The organism is Peribacillus sp. B2I2, assembly GCF_041261685.1.
GTDB lineage: Bacteria > Bacillota > Bacilli > Bacillales > DSM-1321 > Peribacillus.
Genome location: NZ_JBGCCB010000001.1, coordinates 1,902,769 through 1,927,830 on the forward strand (window position 1 = coordinate 1,902,769; position 25,062 = coordinate 1,927,830).

Below are 25,062 nucleotides of genomic sequence, written 5' to 3' on the forward strand. Positions count from 1 at the left end.
TTATATTTATATTTCAAAAAAATCTCAAGCTATCCACAAAATTCCTGCATATAAATCTATATTGATAATAAAGAAATAGTTGGGATGAGAATTGGAAACGTATGATATCAGAAAAGTGATTCATTATTATACAAGTATGGTGTTTTGAGGGCACCGATAGCAGGATGGGTCGATCCTTTATCTGCTTTATATCCGGTAGATTTTAATAGGGACGGGATATATGAGCTCGAAGCATATCAGAGGATAGCCGGAAGGTACAATGCCGATTAACTCGGAGTTGTATAGACCGTATTGAAATGGAACGGCAAGCGTTTGGTCCTGACCGTCAAAATGGGCTATCTTTGGAAGGGATATAGCATTTAGGAAAGGAATGTTCATGAAGAAGGTAACGGGCGAAACCTTCGCCCAAAAGATACCGAAAGCATGAAATGTATTAAGGGGAATTATATTAATAAAAAGTAATCTAAAATATAGCGGAAAAATGGATAGGGGGCTTAGTGGATTAGGTCTTCCAATATTAATTTATCACAAATTTCACGCAGAAATTGTAACGGGAGATCATCTAACAAACCATTATACCTATATTTACTGCAGCCTTATCCACTATTATTTTTAGTCTGCCGCTGAAGTTTTTACCAGAAGCAATAGGTGGGTTTCTGCAAAGGGTGTGTCAATCTAGGGATGCTGGCTACATTTAAGGGAAAATTCATAACTATCGCGCAGAAAGGAAGTCCTATAAATTAGATTTAATGGTGGGAGGGGAATATCAGCTAGAATTATTTCCCTTTCCTGATAGCCCCCACCGTCCAAGTTATCCAGAAGCAAGAGGGCTTAGACATCTTGCTTTTGAAGTGGAAGATATTCATCAAGCTATTGAAGATTTAGAAAAAGAAAACATTCCAGTCTAACCTATCCGTGTTGATGAGTTAACAGGAAAAAGGTTTACATTTTTTTGCGATCCGGATGATTTGCCTCTTGAAATATATGAAAAGTAGCAATTACCAGAAGGGTTATGTGTATTTCGATTTAAGAAAAGACTTTCATCAAGGTGCCCTAAAACCAAAATAGTATTTAAAACGAAAATGGCAATCATTTTGTGATTTCCATTTTCGTTTCTTTATTTTTTAGGTAATAAAATCCGAATTAACCTATTGTCTTTATTTTTCCTTTACCTGGAATGAAGATAGGGTTTAACATCTTCTCCGACAAATGCTTTCCCTGTACGGGTAGTTCGAGTCATAACTTTCTTGATTGATTATGTGTAAACATTTGATGTAGCCTGTTACTGCTAAAAAAATAAGAGAACCCCTTTGATCAAATGCCACGCCATCTAACCACAGCATAAAATCATCCGATATGAATTTTCGGAATTTATCATTTTCTTCCATGTATATTCCGGATTTGCCTTCAAGTATAGTACCTGTATCGTGCAGTGGATTCCGAAGGTTAATGTTTATCTAAGTGAATCCAGAGATAAACAAGTAGCCAAATGCTTTCTCAAGAAAGCATTGGCTTTTTTGTCTGTTTCCAGCCCCCTGTCATACCAGTGGAAAAAAACCAGCGTATCCTGTAGCCATTCAGGAGTTAAAAGAAGAGAAGAGTAGCCCGAAGGCATACAAATAAGGCAAGTTAGATATCTCAACAATATCGTGGAGCAGGATCATCGATTTATTAAAAAGCGTATTGCACAAAATGCTTGGCTTAAAGTCCTTTCGAACGGCTAAACGGATTATTGCGGGGATTGAAGCTATGCACATAATCCAAAAAGGACAAACGATCCAAGGGGAGAAGTCTGTCCAAAATCAGGTGAATTGTATCCACGAGCAGTTTGGATCAACCGCATAAAGTAGCATTCCGTTAGAAATCCTATTAGTTTTCTCAAATTCACATTATGTTTGCACCAGAACCAAATCCCATTAATTGAATCTTTTCTTCTTTTGCAAGTGTAATCAAACGTATGTTCTTTTTTTAGGTTATTGTTCATTTGTAAAATTTTACAAATGGTAGAATTGGGAATTCTTATAGAAGGGAGTCTTTATCTCAATTAGTAGATTAAGGGCTGTTCAGCAGCTAAAATTTAGGTTTAATTCTTTATTAACAAATAAGAGTAAGTATCTGGAAATAAAAACCATAAAGCTTTTTTACTAAAGCTTTACGGTTTTTATATCTGTTAGGAAAGCATCAGCCTAGTTTTCTGTCAGAAAGAATCCTTAACCTATAACTTTTTGACAGACATATTATTCAGTGAATTAATATCTTCTATTGATTCAGGATATACAAAGTTAGGCATCGTAATTTCAAGAAAATTCTTAATCACCAATGCACACGCACCCAATTCACATGCTTTTTCTCCAATTGAGGATATTAATAATTCTCGATAATGAATTGTGGAGGAAGAAAGATTTTTCTTAATTTCATTTATAGAATCTGGGTATAGAGAAAGTAATTCACTATCAATAATTAGAACTTCAGGGTTATATATGTTGATGATATTATTCAAACCGATTGAAATATAATAGAGGAAGTTTTCCATTTGTCTATGTAGTTCAGTATCGTTTTGATTAAGCCATTCTTCAATATGTTTATAAGTTATATTACTAACTTGTTTTTCTTTAGAAAGTTGTTTTAAAAAGATAGACTCAGAAGCATATCTTTCCCAGCAGCCTTTGTTCCCACAAGCACAAAGGTCTCCTCCTGGTTGGATAATCATGTGACCAATCTCTCCAGCATAGCCATCATGTCCTTTAGATAATTTGTTATTTATTAATATACCAAGGCCTATACCTGATCGAAGTGTTATGCATACCAAATTATCAGATTTATGATATGTGTAGGCTCGTTCAGCAAAAGCTGAAAGATTTGCATTATTTTCAAGATATACGTTAACGTTTAACTCTTTTTCTAAATCATTCTTTAAGTCCACATCATACCAGTTTAACCGAGGAATATAATGAATGAGTTCATCTGTAGAGACAAGACCATGAATTGAAATTGCTACACCAATAAGTCCGTATCTAGACTTAAGGCATTCATTTTTATATTTATTAATTTTTTCAACTAGTATATCAAAGATATCCGAATAACTTGTCGTATGTATTTTAATAGTATCTGACGAAACAGGATGACCAAGAAGGTTAGAAAGAGTGAAAGAGATTTGACTATAATCTAAATCAATACCTAATGCATATCCTGCTGCTCCATTTAAAGATAGCATTATAGGTTTTCTTCCAACTTTTGAATGATCCTGCTGTGTCTCAATAATAATATCTTCATCAATTAAGCTTGCAATCTGTACTGAAATAGTGGCTTTTGTTAATGTTGTAATCTTAGACAATTCTGCCCTTGAAATTATTCCTGCTTCTACAATTTTACTAATAATTAAAGATCGATTTAATTTCCTGATATAAGCTGCATCACCAGTAGGCATAAATGTGTCCTCCAAATCTTAACTGACATTGCTCTTTATTATAGCATTTTCATTTGAAAAATATTGACACTTAAATTAAAGAATTTTAATTGACTGAATTTTATAAACATGATAAATTACTTCTTGTAATTAATTAGTTTACTAATCGAACAAATTAAATTAACCAAAAATGAAAGTGTTTACATTGAGAGTTTTAATCTTATAAATTTAATTTTATTCCCCTAGGAGGAAAATAATATGAAATATTTTTTAGGAGACGATTTCTTACTTTCCACACCTACAGCAGTTCATTTATATAAAAATACTGCAAAAGAAATGCCAATCTTTGATTTTCACTGCCATTTAGATCCAAAAGAAATTTTTGAGAATAAACATTATGAAAACCTTACTCAACTATGGTTAGCAGGCGATCACTACAAGTGGAGAACGATGCGAATGAATGGTATAGGGGAGCATTTTATAACAGGAGAAGCTAGTGATTGGGAAAAGTTTTTTGCTTGGTCTCAGACGGTACCATGTTTAATTGGAAATCCACTTTACCATTGGACTCATATGGAATTAAAGAGCTTTTTTGACATTGATAAAAGACTTAGTCCCGATACCGCGCTGGAAATTTGGGAAGAATGCAATAAAAAATTACAAGATACGGAGTTTACACCTCAATCTTTTATTAAGAAATCTAATGTGCAATTTATTGGTACTACAGACGACCCTATATCTACTCTTGAATACCACCAATTATTAAACCATGATTCTACGTTTAAAACAAAGGTTGTACCAACCTTTCGACCTGATGGAGCACTGTTTATTGAACGTCCAACTTTTCAAGATTGGTTAAAGGAGCTAGAGCAAGTAGTTCATCAACGAGTGACATCTTTAGCAGAATTAATTAAAGGACTTCAATACCGAGTTGACTTTTTTCATGAAAATGGAGGCAGGGCAGCCGATCACGATATTCCTTACATGGAGTATAAAAAAGTAACTCTAGCAGAGGCAGAAACAATTTTTACAAAACGTATGAATGGAGAGTCGCTTTCACAAGAAGAATTGATCAAGTATCGATCTTTTCTTCTAAAAGAACTAGGGAAAATGTACGCTCAAAAACAATGGGTGATGCAATTACATATTGGGGCTATGCGAAATAATAATACAAAAATGAAAAATCTTTTGGGCTCGGATACAGGGTTTGATTCAATAGGAGAAGCAAACATCGCACGAGGATTATCCCATCTTCTTGATGCGCTTGACCAAGAAGATGCGTTGCCAAGAGTCGTATTATTTAATTTAAATCCTAAAGACAATCCGGTATTGGCCTCCATGATGGGGAATTTCTATGAAGAAGGCGTTCCAGGAAAAGTTCAGTTTGGTACAGCTTGGTGGTTTAACGACCACATCGATGGAATAGAGAAACAAATGAAAGATTTAGCTAACGTCGGGTTACTTAGTCATTTTATCGGTATGTTGACAGATTCTCGCAGCTTTCTTTCCTATGAAAGACATGATTATTTCCGTCGAATCCTATGCAACCTAATCGGGAAATGGGTAGAACAAGGAAGGGTTCCAAACGATAATGTGCTTCTTCAAACACTGATTGAAAATATTTCCTATTACAATGCAGAGAAATACTTCTTACAGCGTTAATAGAGGAATGCTCTTTTTGCTTATTAAAGATATTGCAAGTATCAAAGGGGGTGATAGTGCTTAAGGGTTAAAATACACACTATTTCTGCTTCTTTATGAAAAGGTTTACAATACAGGGGTTATATATGGGAGAAAGAAGGGGATGGTTATATGGGATTACCAGTGGTTCCAGTTAAAAAGACAGCGGTCACCGCTTCTAAAAAGCTCACTTTTAAAGAAAAGTTGTCTTACGGTTTTGGTGATATTGGTAACGGGCTTATGTTTGATATGGGACAGTTATACCTTCTGAAATTTTATACAGATGTTTTAGGAATCTCCGCTTACTGGGGAGGCTTGGTGTTTTTAATTTCAAAAATTTTCGATGCATTTGCAGATACAAGTGTTGGTGCATTTGTAGATTCAAGAACAAATTTCTCAAAACGAGGAAAGTTCCGCCCGTTCATTTTATGGGGAACTGTTCCACTGGCATTAATGACGGTCATCTCATTCTTAGCTCCAGACTTTTCGGATAATGGGAAGATTGTGTGGGCGTTTATCACCTATATGGGGTTTGGTCTAGCTTATTCAATTGTTAATATCCCGTACGGATCATTATCTGCTGCCATGACGCAAGATCCAATTGATCGAGCATCTTTAGGTTCATTTAGAGCAATTGGTAGTCAAATGGCACTTCTTATTTCTGGAATGGCAGTTATTCCTATTGTAGTTCAGTTTGCTAATAAAGAAGTAGGATACATCGTTGCTATATCTGTAATGGTAATATTCGGAATATTATTTCATCTTATTTGCTATCACAATACAACAGAAAATGTTATTAGAGCACCAAAAAATGAAAAGGTACCGCTGTCTACGTTATTCAAGGCATTGGTTTCAAATCGACCTCTTATTGTATTGTGTTTAGCAGCTTTGTTCATGATTACTTCATCCAATATTCGCAATGCTGTTCAATTGTACTACTTAGAATACAATTTAAAGAATCCGGAACTTATGTCAATACTATCATTTTTAAGTATTGGGCTCGCTGTAGTTGGTTCAATGTTCATTCCAACAATGGTAAAAAGAATTGGTAAGAAAAATACCTTCATGCTTGGACTTATGGTTTGCATTGCTAGTGATGTATTAAATTTTGTATTGCCAACCAGTACGGCTACGTTTTTAACTATTTTCTCTTTAGGAAACTTTGGGTTATCGTTTGCACTTGGTCTACCTTGGGTAATGATAGCTGATTCTATTGATTATCATGAGTGGAATTCAGGAGAACGTACAGAAGGGATTGTTTATTCAACGTACAGTTTCTTTAGAAAGCTTGCACAGGCTCTCGCTGGTTTTATTCCAGGGGTAGCACTAGGGCTTATTGGATATGTTCCAAATATTCAACAGTCTGCAGATACACTGCTAGGTCTTAAAGGACTGTTATTTCTCGCTCCAGCAGCCCTCAATATTATTGGATTAATTATTCTATTTTTCTTCTATAATCTTACAGATAATTTATACAGTAAAATTGTAGCTGACTTAAAAGAAAGAAATAAAGATAATCAGCTTGACTTAAACTAAACCTAAGAGGAGACGTGATGAAAAAATTTCTTAATTATTTTTGTATGCGTTTTATTAAAGGCAGTAAATAGCTATTAGAGAGCATCTCTGATGTTAGCTTAATCTTATACTATTTGATCTATAATATACACACAGAGAAGGAGATATCAAATGAGCATTAAGGAGAACTATCAGTTTACTTTCATTAAAGAGAATAACAATATTCTTGACTTTAAATTACTAGATGGAAACACATATGCAAAAATTATGGTGCTTGAAAAAGACATCATTCGAATTTTATTTACAAATGGAGAAAAATTAAAACTTGATAAAACCTGGAGTGTGGCACCAGGACAAGCAGACGTTCCATTGGAGGGCCGTGATCGATTGGATACAAGCGGTTTTTCACTACCAAAATATGAATTTAGACAAGGTGATGATGAATTCATAGTAGAAACTTCACGCTTAAAGATTCAGGTGAAGTTAAATGGATTTAAGATCAGCTGGTTTTATCGTGAGAATTCTGAGTGGGAGAACTTTGCGAATGATCGACAAACTCAGGCATATAACTTTGATGGCTCACTTTGTCAGGACATAGTTCATTATTTAAAGCGCGATTTAAATGAACAATATTTCGGATTAGGTGAAAAAACGGGCTCAGTTGATAAGCATGGAAAGCGCTATCGGATGCAGACAATTGATGCGATGGGTTACGATGCAGAATATAGCGATCCCCTTTATAAACATATTCCATTTTATATTACACGACAGAAGAAAACTGGATTTTCATTTGGAATTTTCTACGACAATTTGTCCAGCTCTATTTTTGAATTAGGTACAGAGCTTGATAATTATCATGAGTTATACAGATATTATCAAGCTGAACATGGTGATTTAGATTACTATATCATCGCAGGTCCGAAAGTTAAAGATGTCACTCGCAAATTTTCGTGGTTAACTGGACAAACAATCTTTCCACCAAAATGGAGTTTAGGCTATTCTGGATCGACAATGAGTTACACTGATGCTCCGGATGCGCAAGTGCAGTTAAATAAATTCCTAAAGCTTTGTGAAGAACATGATATTTTATGTGATTCGTTCCAGTTGTCATCCGGATATACATCAATCGGCAATAAACGTTATGTGTTTAATTGGAACCGTTCAAAATTTCCGTCTCCTAAAGAGATGGTACAGAATTTTCATGATAAAGATGTACGATTGTGTGCAAATATTAAACCATGTTTATTAAAAGATCATCCTTTATTTAATGAGTTAAAAGAAAAAAAGATGTTTATAACAAACAGTAAGACAGAAGAACCTGAAATGGCACAATTTTGGGATGATATCGGCGCTTATTTAGACTTTACAAACAAAGATTCGTATGATTGGTGGAAAAGTCAAATAAAAGAAAAATTGTTGTATTATGGAGTTGATTCAACTTGGAACGACAATAATGAGTTTGAAATTTGGAGCAAAGACGCTATTTGCCAAGGTTTTGGCAAAAATAAAGAGTTTGAGCTAATTCGTGCGGTCCAGCCCCTCCTTATGATGAAAGCTTCTTATGAAGCACAGTTAGAATACAATCCTGAATTGCGCCCATATCTAATATCACGCTCTGGTTCTGCGGGAATGCATCGTTATGTGCAAACATGGACTGGTGATAATCGTACCAGTTGGAAAACATTGAAATTCAACATTAAGATGGGAATAGGGTTAAGCTTATCAGGTATTTACAATTTTGGCCATGATGTAGGAGGATTTTCGGGTCCTGCTCCTGAACCGGAGTTGTTTGTGAGATGGGTGCAAAATGGAATTGTTCATCCAAGGTTCACTATACATTCTTGGAATGATGACCAAACAGTTAATGAACCTTGGATGTATCCTGAAACACTGGAATCGATCAGCGCATTGATTAAATTTAGAACAAAGATCATTCCATATCTATATACTGCTCTGCACGAAGCCTATGATAACTATCAGCCTATCATTCGACCGACGTTTTACGATTTCGAACATGATGAAACTACCTTTGAAGAAAACGATGACTTTATGCTAGGTGAGTCACTCTTGGTTGCTTCTGTTGTCGAAAAGGGGAAGAGAGAACGGGAAGTTTATTTACCTAAGAATACTGATGGGTGGTATGACATTCATACGGGAAAATGGTATGAAGGAGGGCAAACAGTTGTAATTCCAGCGCCTTTATCTTATACGCCATTACTAGCCAAAGCAGGATCAATACTTCCAATTAATCAAGCAGAAGCCACTTTTGCAACTAAGAAAGAGGATGAAAGGGGATTTTTATTATTTCCTTCTAAAGGAAAAGGAAAGTCCTCTTACAAATTATATGAAGATGATGGTTTAACAAACAACTATTTGCATACATTTGCCTACATTAATGTTGAAATGGAAGCTGATGAAAGTGAGATTCAAGTGACAATTCATAAGAAAGGATCCTATAAATTGCCATATGATCAGGTCACATTCCACCTCCCAGAAAATGAACAGAGAAAATTAATCGTCAATGGAATAGAACAGGACAGTGATAAAGGCACTTTTAATTATAAATTAAACTAGATTTTCGCTGAATACTTTATCAAATAATCCAAAGTTTATCATCCTCTTATAACGATAATGATATTATATTTCGTTTTTTTATTTGGATGATTGCGTGCATCTTTTGAACTTTATCTTTTTGATTTTCCTACAGTAACCCAAATTGGCCCTTTATTTTGCTCTAGTCAGTATATATTCTTGCTTATTGAAGTGACTGGTCTACTGCGATTATTTTAATGGTTATTCACTTTTATGAAGTACATAAGAACCTAGAAATAGGAATCCTATCTAATGTTATGTATCATGAAATTAGATTGATGAACAATCAGCATTAAAAAGAGGTATCTCACTTGAATATCCACATGATAAGGTTCAAAAATAAAGAATGAAAATTAACTCCTAGCCTCTAGTATGCGCTGGGAGTTAATTTTATTTCCTAAAATTAACAGCGCGATCATAGGTTAATTCTTGTAGGTGTAAGTCAGAAGATTAAACCCAGTTATGAAGAAACATTCATTCTTTGTTCGTAAAAGTACACTTTTGCATACGGTTAAGTTTTATGTGTCACATTAGGAGTTATTTTGCACGATAAGTAAATATAAAAAAAGCGATTATATCTAACGGGGTAATCGATCTCCATTTGCATATTCCATATATCTATCCGAATGAACCTAACACTCAATGATTCTAAATGAGTGTTTTTTTGTACAGAAATCCACTGAATTATCTAAATTTTCCAAAATTACAATTGACCATAATGGGACAGCTGATTTAGAATTGATATGTATATAAAATTAAGTTTTGTATATAAAACAAAAAAGAAGGGAAATTTATGTCTCATGGACTTTTTTCATTTGAAGAATCTGATGAAAAGCATGTTGCTGTATGAAAAGAAAGAACTTTTAAGCTGGAATGGCAATAAATTCAAGAGAAGATTGAATCGACTTTTCATTGAAAAACAGTAACCTAGTAACGCTTAACAGTCTTTCAAAGTTAGTGAATTAAGCGTCAATAAAAAATGTTTGAGTTGGGGAGGTAAGTAATATGTTTAAGAAAAAATGGTTTGTTCTGCTTTGTTTGGTGTTTATAGTATCTGGATGCAGTTCAAGTGACGAAACTACTACAGAAAATAAGGGGAATTCAGGAGGGAAAGCGGTAAAGCTTACTTTTACAGAACCTGCACGGTTGTTGTCGGTTGCCCCATTGTACGTAGCCATTGAGCAAGGATATTTTGAAGAGGAAGGAATTGAAGCTGAAATTGTTTCTGGTGGTGGAGGAGCACAAGTAATCGCTTCTGTATTATCAGGTGAAGCTCAGTTTGCGGTCTCAGGTCCTCGAAGTATGTTTACTCCTCTTGACAAAGGTGAAGATTTATTGGCGATTCAATCTTTAAATTCAGCGTTAACCTATCAAATTACACTCTCTAAACAATATCAAAAGAAAAAGAATATTGCTAAAGACTCATCATTTGAAGATAGAGTTGCTTTTTTAAATGGCGCAACTATTGGTACAAACCTTGTTGGCGATTCCGGAGATGTATACACCCGATATTTAATGCAATTACATGGAGTGGATCCTAATACTCTAAAAACCGTCAAATTAGCAGGAGATGGATCGAAGATTGGCGGAATGCAAGAGGGGATTGTTGACGGGGGTATAGCATCACCACCGATGGGTTTACAAGTGGAAAGTAAAGATGTTGGTGAGATTGTAATCAATACAAGTGAAGAGCCAATGTATGGAAACATGGTCTGGGAAGCTGTTTTTGCAAAAAGGGAATACTTAGAAAAAAATAAGGAAACATCTTTGAAAGTGGTTCGAGCAATTGGCAAAGGTATGGAATTTACCCGTAATCATCCAAGAGAGGCTGCCGAATCAATCGTATCTTATTTTGATGGGATTGATGTTGATATTTTAGAGGAATCAATAATTGGCTTAAAGAACACTTTTAAAGGCTATGGCGAAATGAATCAAGAAGCTTGGGATAATGCTCAAGATCCATTAGTTGAATTTGGCAAAATGTCAGGCGTTTCTACTAAACAGGATACTACTGAAAATGTTATTTGGACAAATAGTTATATTGAAGAAGCTTTTAAAAAATAATGAAAATGGAAAGGAGATGATAGTTAAGATGGAAAACGCGCAATTGGAAGAAAATTTCAAATTGTCTACTCGTTTTTTGGATGTTACTTACGTAAACAATAAAACTGGTGCAGAAGTGATTGCCCTGCAGAATATTAACTTAAATATCAAAGATGGTGAATTTATATGTATTGTCGGGCCGAGCGGCTGTGGAAAAACAACTTTTTTAAATACTGTAGTTGGATTACTAAAGCCAAGTAAGGGAGAAATTCTATTAGATCAGCAAAAAATTGATGGACCCGGTAAAGATAGGGCAATGGTTTTCCAAAATCCGAGTCTTTTACCTTGGAGAACAGTTTTGGAAAATGTTCTCTATGGAGTTGAACTATTAAAGCAAGTAACAGCAGAGAAAAAGAAAGAGGCCAAAGAATTTATTGAAATGGTCGGTTTAAAAGGTTATGAAAATCATTATCCACATGAATTATCAGGGGGGATGCAGCAAAGGGTAAACTTGGCTCGAGCTTTAACGGTAAACCCGTCATTAATATTACTGGATGAACCATTTTCGGCATTAGACGCACAAACTAGGGAATTTATGCAAGGTGAGTTACTTAGAATCTGGGATGAGACAAAAAAGACAAGTCTTTTTATTACACACCAAATTGATGAAGCGGTATTTTTAGCTGATAGAATTTTTGTTTTTGGTGCAAGACCAGGACGTGTTGTGGAGGTTGTGGATGTTGATATTCCTAGACCAAGAGAGCTCCAAGTGAAGCGTAGCCCAGAATTTTTAGAGGTTGTGGACCATATATGGTCAATTATTGAACAGGAGTCTTCAAAACAAGGTTTCGATAATAAAGAAAAATAATAAAGTGAAAGGAGAATACTATGACTAAGGGTACTATCCAACTTACACAATCAAAACATAAGATAAAAAAGGCGAAGAAATTAAAAAAAGAAAAAAAGTCATTTTTTATCAGCGTTGCTTCTGTTTTAATATTCATGTTACTTTGGGAAGTGGCCTCTCAAAATGAATGGATAAATCCATTGTTTATTAGCTCACCAATTGAAATTGCTCAAGCGGCAGTTTTAATGGTCCAAGAAATTTCTTTTTGGGAAAATATGAAAGTAAGTGGTTACGAATTTGTTGCAGGCTTCGTTTTAGCAATACTTATTGGAATTCCAATTGGTGTGTTGTCTGGCTGGAATGCTAACTTTAATGCAGTAGTTAATCCTTTTATTTCAGGATTATATGTAACTCCTAAAGTTGCCCTTTTACCCGTTATTATCATTGCATTCGGAATAGGGCCAGCATCAAAAATTGTTATAGTATTTTTGATGGCCTTCTTTCCCATAGTGATGAGCGCTCAAAAAGCCATGTTAACATTAGATCAAAACTTAATAAAAGCAGCAAGAACATTTAATGCAAGTGAATTTCAAATCTTTAAAACAATTGCTTTGCCTTCGACGGTACCATTCCTTTTAAACGGTGTTCGTTTAGGTATTGGTCAAGGATTAATTGCTGTTGTTGTAGGTGAATTATTCGCTTCGACAGCTGGTATCGGATATCAATTGACAAGCAATGGTCAAAATCTACAAACAGATCGTATGTTTGTTGGAGTGTTAGTAATTACCATCACTGGAATCATTCTTACTTCATTATTAGGCATTATTGAAAGACGCTTTTCATCTTGGAAACCAGAAAATAAATAATTAATTAATTAATTTAAACGTTTTTTAGCAGTATTGCTGCACAAAACTGTTACAGTGTAAAAGCCTCAAGACAATATTTCAAGTAAGCTTAAATGTGGACAAGGTAATTGTAAACGAGTTTGTAGACAAAAGGGGTTCCATCTGCAAAGTTGATTGGAACGGAAGGTACGAGACTCCTGCGGGAAAAGCGCGTCCAAGGAGACCCCACAGGCGCCAAGAGCGCCGAGGAGGCTCCCGGACCGCCCGCGGAAAGCGAGTGCCCTACGTTACAATCAACGTTCATATTTTACACTCCCTCAAAAAAATGTAGGCAATTTTAATATCGAGTTTGTCTACAGTCTGAACAAAAGGTGCTTCCTATACGAAGCACCTTTTGTTTAGCATGCTTTTCAAACCTAATCCATCTTTAAATGAAGATTTCCAATCCAATCCCATATGGAATAGAATTTCTTCAGCGATGATTACAGCCCAGAGTGAACACAAATTCCTTTTCTTACTATGCCACTTCACAGCGAGATAGGAATTTTATTGAAGTTCTTACGTATCCATGATACCTTCAGGTTATAGTGAATGGTATGGGAGGAATTGGTTATGAACACTAAAGCATTTTTATTGGCATCCATTACAGTTATTATTTGGGGATCTACATTCGCTGCTATTCGTGCAGGCTTACATGGCGGGTATTCAGCTGGCCATTTGGTACTTGTGCGTTATCTTATTGCATCAGGGATTTTTGTCCTATATGCTCTATGGCCTGGCGTGAAATTTCGACTCCCGAAAAAGGAGGATTTGTTGAGAATATCGATCCTTGCATTTATTGGTATTAGTATGTACCATATCGGGGTGACATTCGGGGAACTTACCGTTTCGGCGGGAACCGCTGGAATGCTGATTGGTTCAGCACCCGTTTTCATTGCGATCATTGCTGCTATCGTTTTAAAAGAACGCCTCGGCTTATTCGGATGGATTGGTTTAGGAATAGGATTCACAGGGATCACCTTAATTACACTGGGTACTGCAGGCCCTTCGCTAACTATTTCTGAAGGAGCCTTTTTAGTGCTGATGTCTGCTGTTGCTTCTGCGGTGTTTTTTGTTTTCCAAAAGCCGTTGTTTAGCCGTTATAATCCCATTGAATTGACAGCTTATTTCACATGGATCGGTACAATACCCTTTTTTATATTTTTTCCTGGGCTATTTCAAGAAATGCAACACGCTACAATGGAAGGACATTTATCAGCGATTTTTGTTGGTATTTTCCCTGCGGCCATCGGTTATGTTACATGGGCAGTCGCACTCTCGTTAGGAAAAGCCAGCTCCGTATCCAGTCTGTTATACATTGAACCTGTAATTGCCATTTTCATCGCATGGGTTTGGCTGCAGGAGGTACCCAGTACTCTTTCGGTCATTGGTGGTGTGATTGCGATATTAGGGGTCCTTGTCGTTAATGGGTTCGGAAAGTACAAATCAGTGATGAAAAAAGCAGCATGAAAACGTTTTCCGAACTCGGGATAGCGGGAGTTGGAGATGTAATGATGGATATAAAGGATGAAATGTTTTAAAGAAAAGTGGGGAGGTAAAATTGGTAAAACGAAAATTCATGGATGCAGATATGAAAGAAGCAATCGAAAAGCTGCTTGAAATTGTTAATCATCAAATAGCTACACGCTGGGTTGCAGACTGTGCTTGGTTTAACAAAGATTGTTTAAAATCCTAGTAAAGTAGTTGGAAATGACATCGGATCCTAAAGATTCATGGGAGGCAATCACTTGGAAATTGAACAAAGACTGTACGAAATGGTCATTGACTTAATAAAGGAAAGATACCCTGAAGGATGGGGCGGTGCAGCGGCAGTATGGTTAGAAGATGGTACGGCTTTAACCAGCGTAGCTCCTGATATAATAAACGATTCAACAAATCTTTGTATGGAAACAGGAGCCATATTAGAGGCTCATAAATTGAATAAGAAAATTACTCATTCAATATGTGTAGTTCGTGATGATGAGAAGTCAGAATTTAAAGTGCTTTCTCCCTGTGGAATATGTCAAGAAAGGCTTTTTTACTGGGGTCCGTCAGTTAAAGTAGCAGTAAGTTTACCAAGACACGACCTAACGTTCAAAACATTAGCAGAAGTGCAACCGTATAATTGGACTGCAGCTTATGATGAATATAAGGAAAAATGGACTGATAAATAAATTCAAGAAAGTACAATGTCGGTTGAGTCTTTGATAGGGTGCGAGCTAATTTAGAAAAGAGTAGAAAAGAGTAGAAAAGAGTAAGATATTTCAGGTCTTAAAAGATATACAGATTAAGCTAATGAAAAAGAGATAATAACATCTAAATTTAAAGATAACTGGTTTTGGAAAAAACAAAATGATGATTAGAGCATGACGGTTTGAAAAATTCAACATTATATTTGGCTCAAAAATAAGGGAATCCCCCCAGGTTGAAAGATCGTTAATTATACCTGGGGAATTGGATTTTTTCGTCTTTTAAATTACTTAAAATTAAATCTATTTTTAAAGTCCCAATCTAATTTAAATGAATTATTTTCACCTGTTAAAAATTTATAATCGACGTAGGATTTTTCTTTTTTAGACATTTCATCGACAAATGGGGAATAGGTACGGAAAAAAAGTTTGTTCTTCTTTTCATCAAATTCTACTAGTCTTAGCCAGCCATTTCCCCCTCGATAATTTGTTTGGTAATTGACTAGCATTTGAATGACATCATTTCCTGCTGTGTTTTGTTTTACACGATGTGCTATCCCGAAATAATGTCCATTTACAGTCATGAACACTTGATTGTGGTTCTTTACAAGTTCATCCCAAATCAGTTTGCCATTAGATGACTCGACGGCATTGGTTTTATCATCCTTAACCTTTGGAAAAATAATATCATGTGAGACGAGGATGGTCGGTTTATCTTTATGCTGATTCAGAACCTGTTTTGACCATTCCAAGTCCTTATGCAGATTTTTCATATCCACTATTAAGACTAAGTATTCATAACTCCCTGCCTTAGCTATTGCATATGAGCTATACCCAGAGTGAGACGACCCCTTATAGTATTTTTTATTCATAAAACGCTGCGGCCCATAATGTGTTAAGAAAGGATCTCCGTCAGCATAGTCATGATTCCCTGCAGCCATCATATATGGAACTTGATTTTTATCCAGATGGGAAATGGCTCCGAGGGAAATCTGCCATTGTTTTTCTGAATCACTATCGACAATGTCCCCAACAAATGTATTCATAACGATATTGTTCTTCTTTGTGTTATTGGAAATCCAGTTCATTTGGCTTTTGAAAATCTCTGGGTTTTGGCTTGAATATTTCTGGGTGTCTGGAATGAAAAGGAAATTGTAATTCTTTTTATTCGTTAGAAAGGGTAAAGCCTTGTTTGATCCTTCGAATGGTTCATCATCACGAGCATCCTGCACAAGCCATTCTTTTTCAGTCAAAGCCTTATTAGCAATTCTTATTTCCTGGATATTCCCTTTGAATAGTGCACTAAACTTATTTCCCCATTCAGTTGCTCCGATGTTCCAGCCTTTACCTTTAACTGCTGCAATACCTATTACTTTTTCTGATTTTCCGTAATCACTAACGCCATTCAAAGTTAAAGTCGTCGTGTTACCGTCATTAACAACCGCCAAATGGTACCATTCATCAGCATTTAATGATCGAGACCAATTGCTTACATTGTAATTTAAATTAGATGGATGGCTTGTCCATTGGATTTTTTGATCACTGGATACAGTTAAAGCAGAAAGGATTTTCTTCTCACCTTCCAATTTATTAAGATCGGCAGCCTGTCCTTGTCTAGAAAAAAGCCCCATGACACTCTTGGAATCACTTGGCAACTTAAAAATCGCTTCGATGGTAAAACCCTTATCGAATTTCTCCGAATTGATGGGTGAACCCTTTTTGGTTTCGAAATATCTCCCTGAAGGGGCGTTTTCGTAATTAGCGAACGCCAAGCTATCCACTTTTTCGAGATCATGATAATCTTCTTCAGACCATTGAATCATATTTTTTAATTCAGTCGAGGCAGGATCACCTATCGTCACTAACTCTAAATCATTTCCATGTTTGCTCGTATCTTCTATAATTAAATTACCTTTATCGATTGAACCGCTTTTAACATGTTGTTTTGTGAATTTCCAATTTGCCACGATACTGCTTCGATTATTTTCAGCAACGGAATCAGCCGACTTGGCAATACCAGGAACAATCATACATAAGAGTGAGAGACCTATTAATGCTTTTTTCATTCTCATAAAACATTCACCCCATTAATTTTGATTAAGCGATATACATTTCTTCTTTATACTACCTGGATAATTTGTAGCGAACTAAGCCTAGGTAGATCCCGTATAAGCTGCAATATGGTATAGTTTGCTTATCTTTTTGATAACTTATTAAGGATGAGTAAAAAAGACTTATTCCTACAAAACCCATTAGGAAATAAGTCCTAATGGATTCGATTTGACTTTTTGAAGGTTCGCTCTAATCAAGGATTACTAGGTAATTGAAAATAGGATCAATATGAAGATTCATTATAAAATTGAACTTCTGACAGCCGGAAGGTAGACAAGCGATGTGCTACTATAAGGACAGTGATTCATCAAGATAACGAGGTGAAAGAAATGGTAAGAAGGAGATAGGTAGCCTCCTGAAATAGATGTGGTTTTAATCTTAGGAGGCTATCTTGATTTATAGGAGATGTATGAATAATGAAACAAAACAAATATGATGATACAAATTTCTTTTCTGCGTATGAGCAAATGCCACGATCAATCAAAGGACTTGAAGCTGCGGGAGAATGGCATGTATTAAAAGAACTAATGCCAAATCTGCGCAATAAGAGTGTACTTGATTTGGGCTGCGGTTTCGGATGGCATTGCCGATTTGCCCGTGAGCAACAAGCTAGTTCCGTGATTGGTGTGGATATTTCGGACAATATGCTTCAAAGAGCTCGTGAAAAAACGGATGACCGTTTCATTTCGTATATTAAGATGCCAATTGAAGACATCGATTTTTCCGACTCTGAATTTGATGTGGTCATAAGTTCGTTGGCTTTTCATTACATTGAGTCGTATGAGGCAATCTGCAAGAAGGTCTATTATTGTCTAAAGCCTGGAGGCACTTTTGTTTTCTCGGTTGAACATCCAATCTTTACTTCTCGAAACGAGCAAGCATGGTATGTAGATAAACAAGGAAATCATCTGCATTGGCCAGTTGACAACTATCAATCCGAAGGTGTACGTGAAACAACCTTTTTAACTGAAAACGTTGTAAAGTATCATCGTACGATTTCAACTTATATAAATGACTTGATTGGTGCTGGTTTCAGCATTAGTGCAGTAAAGGAACCGATGCCTTCTGATGAAATGCTAAGAAGTGTTCCTGAAATGAAAGATGAAAATCGAAGGCCGATGTTTCTAATGATTTCAGCAGTGAAGTAAATGGATTCTTTAAATGATTGAAACAAGTAAGGCGTTTCTACGAAAGTAGGGACGCCTTTTAGTTATTACATTTATTCTCTAAGCAATAAAGCGTTGATTACCGGTGTTAATTAGGTAATGATTAAAACAGTAAAATATGGAAAAAAGGACTTTGGAGGAGGGAAATAGGATGGGGAATGTATTTCCGCTTATTGAAACACGACGATTGATTTTAAGGGAAGTAACGATTGAAGACGCGGGTGATATGTTTAAATATCTATCTGATACGGATGTAGTGAAGCCAATGGGGTTAGATCCATGCCAAACAGTAAATGACGTATGGGATGAAATTAAGTGGTACGAATCTATATTCAAAGAAGGTACGGGAATTAGATGGGGAATTACATTAAAAGATTCCGGTAAGGTCATAGGAAGCTGCGGTTTTCTGAATATGGTCTCGAAACATCATCGAGCTGAAATTGGATATGAATTAAGTAAAGATCATTGGCGAAAAGGCATTGCTAGTGAGGCATTGGAAGCCGTTGTTATGTATGGTTATCGTCACTTTCAACTAGAAAGGATTGAAGCTTTAATTGAACCTGCTAATAGCCCATCCCAAAAACTAGTCGAAAAACAAGGCTTTAGAAGAGAAGGTTTGCTTAGGCATTATGAATATACTTGTGGCAAATTCGATGATTTATATATGTATTCACTCATAAAAGAAGATCTTAACGGCATCATGCATTGTGAAGACCGCTAACTAAGTGCGCGGTCACATTTTGTCGACAAAGTGGGTTTCGGAATGCATTCATCCCGAAACCCTTTCACGATTTTACGGAGGGAATGATTACCACTTTTTTTAAGGGGATTTTAGCGGTCTCAGGCTGAAGACAAACTCAATGGAAAGCGAGTTTGACTTCAGTTTAAAAAACGTTCCGGTTATTTTCAGAAATCAGCTCCCTTTCGGCCGACTGTATGCCAAGCCACCTAACCGCAGGCGTCTTTGGTGTCTGCCAGTTACTCTCCAGGAGTGTCGTAAATTTCTTCAATCTAATAAGTGTTTCATAAAACAGTAAAAATCCATAATGGAAACTAGTCTTAAACATGGTTCGGGATGAACAGCCTAATGTAAAAAAATTCTAGTTGATTGGAATGGAAGGTACGAGACTCCTGCGGGAAAAGCGCGTCCAAGGGAGACCCCACAGGCGCAAAGAGCGCCGAGGAGGCTCCCGGACCGCCCGCGGAAAGCGAGTGCCTGGAATGGAAATCAACGTTCAAATTTACAAACCCTCAAAAAAGTAAAAGCGGTCTTTTTTATAGCTGAAAATTCATAAATTTCAGTCTCCCTATTTGCTGGTATAATCTCTTTCAACCTTACAAATTCGGGTTGAGTATGACGAGTACCAATCTTTCATGCCTTTTTCTTGTGCCTTTTTGTGAGCAGCATTTTCTTTCCAAAGCTTTATGGCATCCAGGGACTTCCAATAGGATACGGTAATTCCTAACCCGTTTTGATCTCTTACACTTTCGACTCCTAAATATCCATCTTGTTGAGCGGCAAGTTCATCCATGAAATCAGCGGTTGAATTGTAACTTGTGTCATCCGTATCGCTTCTTTCAGAAGTGAAAATACAAGCGTAATAGGGCGGTTCAGGGGTATTTGCAAAAAACATGAAATGATGCCTCCTTCTAACTTAATATTCAAAATAATAACACATCCGGAAGAACATGGGGAGGGTCTGTCTCCTGTTAAAGCTGATTGTAATATGAAAAGCCATTCCCGGAAAGTAACCATTTTCAGACAGTCAATGAAGGTGATGGTGGGCGTGGCTTTCAGCCAAGAAACTAGCACAAGACAGAATGTTCACTAATCTGCAGGTCATAGGAAGAAGGGATTTTTTTCTGATTCACGAATATATTAATTTGAAGGTTTTACAAAAAAAGGAGATGGTTTTCTTGTGCGGGATTCGTCAGTAAACATATAGAAAGGGATGCATTTTTACCGAAACATCGCGATATTCTTTTGGGAAATGCATTAAAAGATTTATCGGCAGATCCAGATGTTTTGGCTATTTACCTAGCCGGTTCACTAGCAAAAGGAAACTATGATAATTACTCTGATATCGATTTGCACACCATTGTTATACCAGAACGGAAAGCAGGTTTTTTAAAGGAAAAAAGGAATAGAGCCAATAACTGGGGATATGTTTCATTTCACGAAGACTACAATCCTTCATCACCGTACGTTGTCTCTCATTATGAGTCCTTTGTGAAAGTGGATAGCTGGTATCACTCACCTGAGGAAATGGTACCTTCCATTTGGTTAAAAGAGGTTGAAGTCCTTTATGATCCCCTAAATATTATGAGCCATGTTATTAAGGAATCAGCTAAGCAAGTGTATAAACCCTCACCGGATGAAGTTGACCATTGGAGAGGAAAGCTGCTTGCATTTGTCCACGAAACCTACCGAGCTATTATGAGGGAAGAAATATTTCATGCACTATCCAATCTTGATAGGATACGATGGTTGATTGTGTCTGGTTGGTATATGGAAATGGAAGAACACGTAGATGGACCCTATGGAGTATGGACGAAAATCGAAGGTGAAAGAAGTAAATTAGATGAAAAGCAATTATCCCTTTTGGAAGGTTGGGATTGTGGCCGTAATACAAATGAAATCATGAAAACGTTAAGAGATATGATCCCAGAATTCCTTAGACTTAATAAATACCTTTGCACACAAGTGGGTGTCGAAGCAAATGAAGACCATATCAAACGAATAATGGATATGGCTATCTGATACTTTTGCTAAAGGTTAAGGGACATCGTACATTTGGAGCTCAGGAAATAACATTAGTGTAATCACTTTTGGAGGGATGACTAAGTGGCAGAATTGGTATATCATGTAGCCGTTTCACTGGACAATTTCATTGCCGATCAAGCAATGTTGGAAGGGGATATCAATCATTCTTTTTTCTTATTTGAAGGAGATCATGTCCCAGACTTTTTATCTGATATCCAGCATTATGAAGCGGTGTTGATGGGAAGTAAAACATATGAATTTGGATTTCAATTCGGAGCTAAACCGGGTGAACCAGGCTATAAGGGTTTGAAACATTATATATTCTCGAGCTCCCTTCAGTTTGAATCGAATGAGGAGGTAGAACTTATCAAAGGAAACGCCTTGGCGTTTATTGAAAACCTCAAGCAGCAAGCTGACGGAAAGCTATGGCTTTGCGGAGGCGGAGAACTGGCTGGAACGTTATTAAAACATAAACTCATTGATCAATTGGTGTTGAAAGTGAATCCAGTCATAATCGGTGAAGGCATCCCTCTTTTCGGCAGCGTTAAGCCGAGTCTAAAATTAGATTTAGTTGAAATGAAACAATATCCAAACGGAGTGATTAAACCCACATATAATATTATTTATACTTAGGCATATGGGTAAAACTTCATCTCCCAATTCAGGGGTGTTTTACTGCAGTAGTGGGGGGCGTTGGAGCAGCCCCTTTTTTAATGCAACAAATCTTCATTCGGAGGGGATATTTAGCATCTCAAGGGCTTTTCTTAATAAAAGTTCCATAAAGATTACACTTTTCAGATAGTTTGCCGTGTGCAACATAGTTATCTATCACTTACTTATATAAAACGATACAAAAAGGTTGCTATAGACCCACCCATTTTTAAGTTGATATTATATTCATGTACTTAATTGTGGGGGGAAGTTGAATGGAAGAACAGAAGTATAATGACCTCAAATTAGGCGAACGTGGTGCAATCATTAGTATAATTGCTTATATTTGTCTATCTATCATGAAACTGGCTATAGGATACATAAGCGACTCAGCCGCTTTAAAAGCGGATGGTTTGAACAATACCACTGATATTATCGCATCGATTGCTGTATTGATCGGTTTAAGGCTAGCTCAAAGACCCCCGGATAAAGATCATGGTTATGGTCATTGGAAAAGTGAAACGATTGCTTCAATGGTAGCTTCATTTATTATGTTTGCCGTTGGTGTACAAGTTTTAATAGATGCAGTTGCTTCCATGCTTAAAGGTGGAAAGGAATCACCTGACATTATTGCAGGGTATGTAGGCGTTTTATCTGCAATAGTCATGTATTTTGTATACCGATATAATAAAAAACTTGCTCTCAAAATTAATAGTAAAGCCGTTATGGCAGCTTCAAAAGATAATATTTCCGATGCTTGGGTAAGTATCGGAACAGCTATAGGGATTTTCGGCTCCCAATTAGACATGCCTTGGCTGGATTCCCTGACTGCAATCATTGTTGGATTATTAATATGCAAAACAGCTTGGGATATATTCAGTCAAGCCTCTCATGAACTTTCTGACGGATTCGATGAAAATAAAATTCATCTTTATAAGGATGTAATTACAAATGTGGATGGGGTCAAGGGGATAAAAGAAATTAAAGGGAGAAATTACGGGAATAATGAAGTGATTGATGTTGTCATCCTTGTCAATTCTACGTTAGATATTAAAGAAGCTCATGATATAGCGACCCATGTAGAAAAAGTGATGATGAAAGATCATGGAGTTTACGATGTTCATGTCCATGTAGAGCCCAATTAACATGAACTTTAAGGAAAACGGGCATCAATCAAGCTTTACAAACATATGATACTATGCAATCATTAATTCATTACATTGGAAGGAAAAGGTACCTCATACAATGAAGCAGTAATCTTATCTAATAAACAGTAAATCTAAATCTATTTCACTGGGTGTAAACGGTTAGGATGTTCAATGGAAGTACGCTTGTTAGCTCTCCTGATATTGGTGAGTAAAGTGAGCACTTTTTCATTTGAACAAGATTCTTTTTAGATACCTTGTGAGATTTTAATGATTATGTTTAGAGATGGGATTCGTCTGTTCATTTATAGGTACTAATTCATATACAAATACTTTTTCCGTTATCGAAATCGGAGAGGTATATTTGGTTTATGTATATGAATTTAGTAACAGGCGATCCCTCTCTAGAAAAATAGAGGGGGATTTTTCATGTTATTTTTAAAAGCTAATGATTTAAAGAAAAACTACGGGAACCGTGAAGTTATTTCCGTTGATTCACTTCATCTATACAGTCATGATCGTATTGGCTTGGTTGGTAAAAATGGAGAAGGTAAAACGACCCTGCTTTCTATTTTGGCAGGCGTTAAGGAACCTGATTCCGGTTATATAGAGAGCTATGGGACAGTCAGTTACATCCCACAGATAGAAGAAACTGAACTAGAATTAAGCGGGGAGTTAACGAGTATATGGAAACTGCCCAATGAGAATCAAGAAATGGTAAGTGGCGGCGAACGTACTCGAAGAAAAATTGCCGCCGCGTTGACTTCCAATGCGGATGTATTGATCGCGGATGAACCTACCAGCCATTTAGATGTATTCGGAATTGAACAATTGGAAAAGGATTTAAAGTCATTTAATGGCGCTATATTGCTTACTTCACATGATAAATCATTTTTAAATCATCTGTGTACGACAATATGGGAAGTTGAGAAAGGCAAGGTTACTGTATATGAAGGGAATTACGAAGCATATACCTCACAAAAGCAAGCAAAAACAGAAAAGGAAAATAAGGAATATGAAGAGTATACTCGTGAAAAGAATAGGTTGAAACAGGCTGCACAAAACCTCCAAGCCAAATCTGATTCAATCAGGAAAGCCCCTAAACGAATGGGCAATTCAGAAGCAAGGCTCCATAAACGCAGCTCTGGAAAACAGAAGGCGAAATTGAACCGTTCTGCTGAAGCGATTGAAACTCGAATCGATAAGTTAGCAAAAAAAGAAAAACCTAAGGAAGATACCCCCATCATCTTTGATATTTCAGAATTTCCATCTCTGCACAGCAAAAGGGTCATTCGATTTAATGGCTGTTCCCTGAGCGTCGGATCTAGAATGTTGAAACAACATATTTATGGAGATGTACCCCTAGCATGCAGACTCGCCATCAATGGTCAAAATGGTTCAGGAAAAACCACATTGCTGAAAAAGATAGTGGAAAGACATGCAGATTTATATGTCGCGAAGCCAGCAAAGGTAGGTTTTTTTGCACAACAACAAGAAAATTTGAATGAAAGTAAAACGGTACTTGAAAATGTTTTGGAGGATAGTCCCTACAATCAAGCCTTTATTCGCACAGTATTATCACGATTAGCTTTTAAAGGAAATGACGTTCACAAACAAGTAACAGTCTTAAGCGGTGGGGAAAGAGTCAGGGCTTCACTAGCAAAAGTTTTTTTGGGAAACTATAATGTACTGGTTTTGGATGAACCAACAAACTACTTGGATATTCATACTAAAGAGGCTTTAACCGAAGTGTTAAAAGCATATCCAGGAACCATCATTTTTGTGACTCATGATCGTTCATTGATTCAATCACTTGCAACACATGCACTTTCATTTGAAGATGAAACTCCGAGAGTAAGGGCTGTAAATCAAGAATCAACAAATTTGAATACTGGCAAGGAAGGTCATCAAGATAAACAGGCTGAATTTCTTATGATTGAAGTGCAAATCATCGAGACACTTGGAAAACTGTCCAGCGTTATGAATGAAGAGGAAAAAGAGGAATTGGATAGGGAATTCCTACAACTCTTGAAAAAGAAAAAGGAGCTTGAAGGTTAAATGCAATCCA

The 25,062-nt window shown here is 36.5% G+C and carries 18 protein-coding genes and 3 pseudogenes; 18 read left to right on the forward strand and 3 right to left on the reverse strand.

Annotated features, from left to right (window positions below; genetic code table 11):
- Positions 1-138 precede the first annotated feature (138 nt).
- From ABIE66_RS09585 to ABIE66_RS09595, 3 pseudogenes are all read left to right on the forward strand, one after another.
- Positions 139-427: pseudogene (locus tag ABIE66_RS09585) on the forward strand (hypothetical protein); the annotation flags it as partial.
- A gap of 286 nt (positions 428-713) precedes the next feature.
- Positions 714-995: pseudogene (locus tag ABIE66_RS09590) on the forward strand (VOC family protein); the annotation flags it as partial.
- 422 nt (positions 996-1,417) lie between these two features.
- A pseudogene (locus ABIE66_RS09595) lies at positions 1,418-1,845 on the forward strand (DDE-type integrase/transposase/recombinase); the annotation flags it as partial.
- A gap of 370 nt (positions 1,846-2,215) precedes the next feature.
- Here the strand turns inward: ABIE66_RS09595 and ABIE66_RS09600 are convergent.
- Complete coding sequence (locus ABIE66_RS09600) at positions 2,216-3,427, reverse strand: ROK family protein (RefSeq protein ID WP_370014526.1); 1,212 nt, start codon at positions 3,425-3,427, stop codon at positions 2,216-2,218.
- 237 nt (positions 3,428-3,664) lie between these two features.
- Here ABIE66_RS09600 and uxaC point away from each other — a divergent pair, with 237 nt between their 5' ends.
- The 9 genes from uxaC (at position 3,665) to ABIE66_RS09645 (ending at position 15,141) form a co-directional block, all read left to right on the forward strand.
- Positions 3,665-5,068: a glucuronate isomerase gene (gene uxaC / locus ABIE66_RS09605; protein WP_370014527.1), complete on the forward strand. Its 1,404-nt coding sequence runs from the start codon at positions 3,665-3,667 to the stop codon at positions 5,066-5,068.
- Between the two features lie 150 nt (positions 5,069-5,218).
- The gene (locus ABIE66_RS09610) at positions 5,219-6,622 is read left to right on the forward strand and encodes a glycoside-pentoside-hexuronide (GPH):cation symporter (protein WP_370014528.1); all 1,404 of its coding nucleotides are present in this window, start codon (positions 5,219-5,221) and stop codon (positions 6,620-6,622) included.
- Positions 6,623-6,772: 150 nt separating this feature from the next.
- The gene (locus tag ABIE66_RS09615) at positions 6,773-9,175 is read left to right on the forward strand and encodes a glycoside hydrolase family 31 protein (protein WP_370014529.1); all 2,403 of its coding nucleotides are present in this window, start codon (positions 6,773-6,775) and stop codon (positions 9,173-9,175) included.
- Between the two features lie 1,023 nt (positions 9,176-10,198).
- On the forward strand, positions 10,199-11,257 hold the full coding sequence (locus tag ABIE66_RS09620; protein WP_370014530.1) for an ABC transporter substrate-binding protein: 1,059 nt from the start codon (positions 10,199-10,201) through the stop codon (positions 11,255-11,257).
- Positions 11,211-12,104, forward strand: a complete 894-nt coding sequence (locus ABIE66_RS09625; protein WP_370014531.1) for an ABC transporter ATP-binding protein — start codon at positions 11,211-11,213, stop codon at positions 12,102-12,104. Before ABIE66_RS09620 ends, ABIE66_RS09625 begins: the two co-directional genes overlap by 47 nt.
- Positions 12,105-12,124: 20 nt before the next feature.
- Positions 12,125-12,949: an ABC transporter permease gene (locus tag ABIE66_RS09630; RefSeq protein WP_370014532.1), complete on the forward strand. Its 825-nt coding sequence runs from the start codon at positions 12,125-12,127 to the stop codon at positions 12,947-12,949.
- 591 nt (positions 12,950-13,540) lie between these two features.
- The gene (locus ABIE66_RS09635) at positions 13,541-14,437 is read left to right on the forward strand and encodes a DMT family transporter (protein ID WP_289324535.1); all 897 of its coding nucleotides are present in this window, start codon (positions 13,541-13,543) and stop codon (positions 14,435-14,437) included.
- A gap of 91 nt (positions 14,438-14,528) precedes the next feature.
- Positions 14,529-14,663 (forward strand): hypothetical protein, encoded by a 135-nt coding sequence (locus ABIE66_RS09640; protein ID WP_370014533.1) that lies wholly within the window; start codon positions 14,529-14,531, stop codon positions 14,661-14,663.
- Positions 14,664-14,715: 52 nt separating this feature from the next.
- Positions 14,716-15,141, forward strand: a complete 426-nt coding sequence (locus ABIE66_RS09645) for a cytidine deaminase (RefSeq protein WP_370014534.1) — start codon at positions 14,716-14,718, stop codon at positions 15,139-15,141.
- Between the two features lie 302 nt (positions 15,142-15,443).
- Here ABIE66_RS09645 and ABIE66_RS09650 read toward each other — a convergent pair whose 3' ends face one another.
- Positions 15,444-17,228 (reverse strand): laminin G domain-containing metallophosphoesterase family protein, encoded by a 1,785-nt coding sequence (locus ABIE66_RS09650; RefSeq protein WP_370014535.1) that lies wholly within the window; start codon positions 17,226-17,228, stop codon positions 15,444-15,446.
- Positions 17,229-17,684: 456 nt separating this feature from the next.
- Here ABIE66_RS09650 and ABIE66_RS09655 point away from each other — a divergent pair, with 456 nt between their 5' ends.
- Positions 17,685-18,416 carry a class I SAM-dependent methyltransferase gene (locus ABIE66_RS09655; RefSeq protein ID WP_370014536.1) on the forward strand — a complete coding sequence of 244 codons (732 nt, stop codon included), beginning with the start codon at positions 17,685-17,687 and terminating at the stop codon, positions 18,414-18,416.
- Between the two features lie 169 nt (positions 18,417-18,585).
- Positions 18,586-19,155: a GNAT family N-acetyltransferase gene (locus ABIE66_RS09660; RefSeq protein WP_370014537.1), complete on the forward strand. Its 570-nt coding sequence runs from the start codon at positions 18,586-18,588 to the stop codon at positions 19,153-19,155.
- Between the two features lie 586 nt (positions 19,156-19,741).
- Here ABIE66_RS09660 and ABIE66_RS09665 read toward each other — a convergent pair.
- A complete protein-coding gene (locus ABIE66_RS09665) occupies positions 19,742-20,068 on the reverse strand; it encodes an antibiotic biosynthesis monooxygenase family protein (protein WP_289324541.1) in 327 nt (108 codons plus the stop codon).
- A gap of 350 nt (positions 20,069-20,418) precedes the next feature.
- Here ABIE66_RS09665 and ABIE66_RS09670 point away from each other — a divergent pair, with 350 nt between their 5' ends.
- From ABIE66_RS09670 to abc-f, 4 genes are all read left to right on the forward strand, one after another.
- On the forward strand, positions 20,419-21,195 hold the full coding sequence (locus tag ABIE66_RS09670; protein ID WP_370014538.1) for a nucleotidyltransferase domain-containing protein: 777 nt from the start codon (positions 20,419-20,421) through the stop codon (positions 21,193-21,195).
- 84 nt (positions 21,196-21,279) lie between these two features.
- Entirely contained in the window at positions 21,280-21,831 is a 552-nt protein-coding gene (locus ABIE66_RS09675) for a dihydrofolate reductase family protein (RefSeq protein ID WP_370014539.1), read from the forward strand.
- A 293-nt stretch (positions 21,832-22,124) separates the two neighbouring features.
- Positions 22,125-22,994: a cation diffusion facilitator family transporter gene (locus tag ABIE66_RS09680; protein WP_289324544.1), complete on the forward strand. Its 870-nt coding sequence runs from the start codon at positions 22,125-22,127 to the stop codon at positions 22,992-22,994.
- A 429-nt stretch (positions 22,995-23,423) separates the two neighbouring features.
- On the forward strand, positions 23,424-25,052 hold the full coding sequence (gene abc-f, locus ABIE66_RS09685; RefSeq protein ID WP_370014540.1) for a ribosomal protection-like ABC-F family protein: 1,629 nt from the start codon (positions 23,424-23,426) through the stop codon (positions 25,050-25,052).
- Positions 25,053-25,062: the final 10 nt, after the last annotated feature.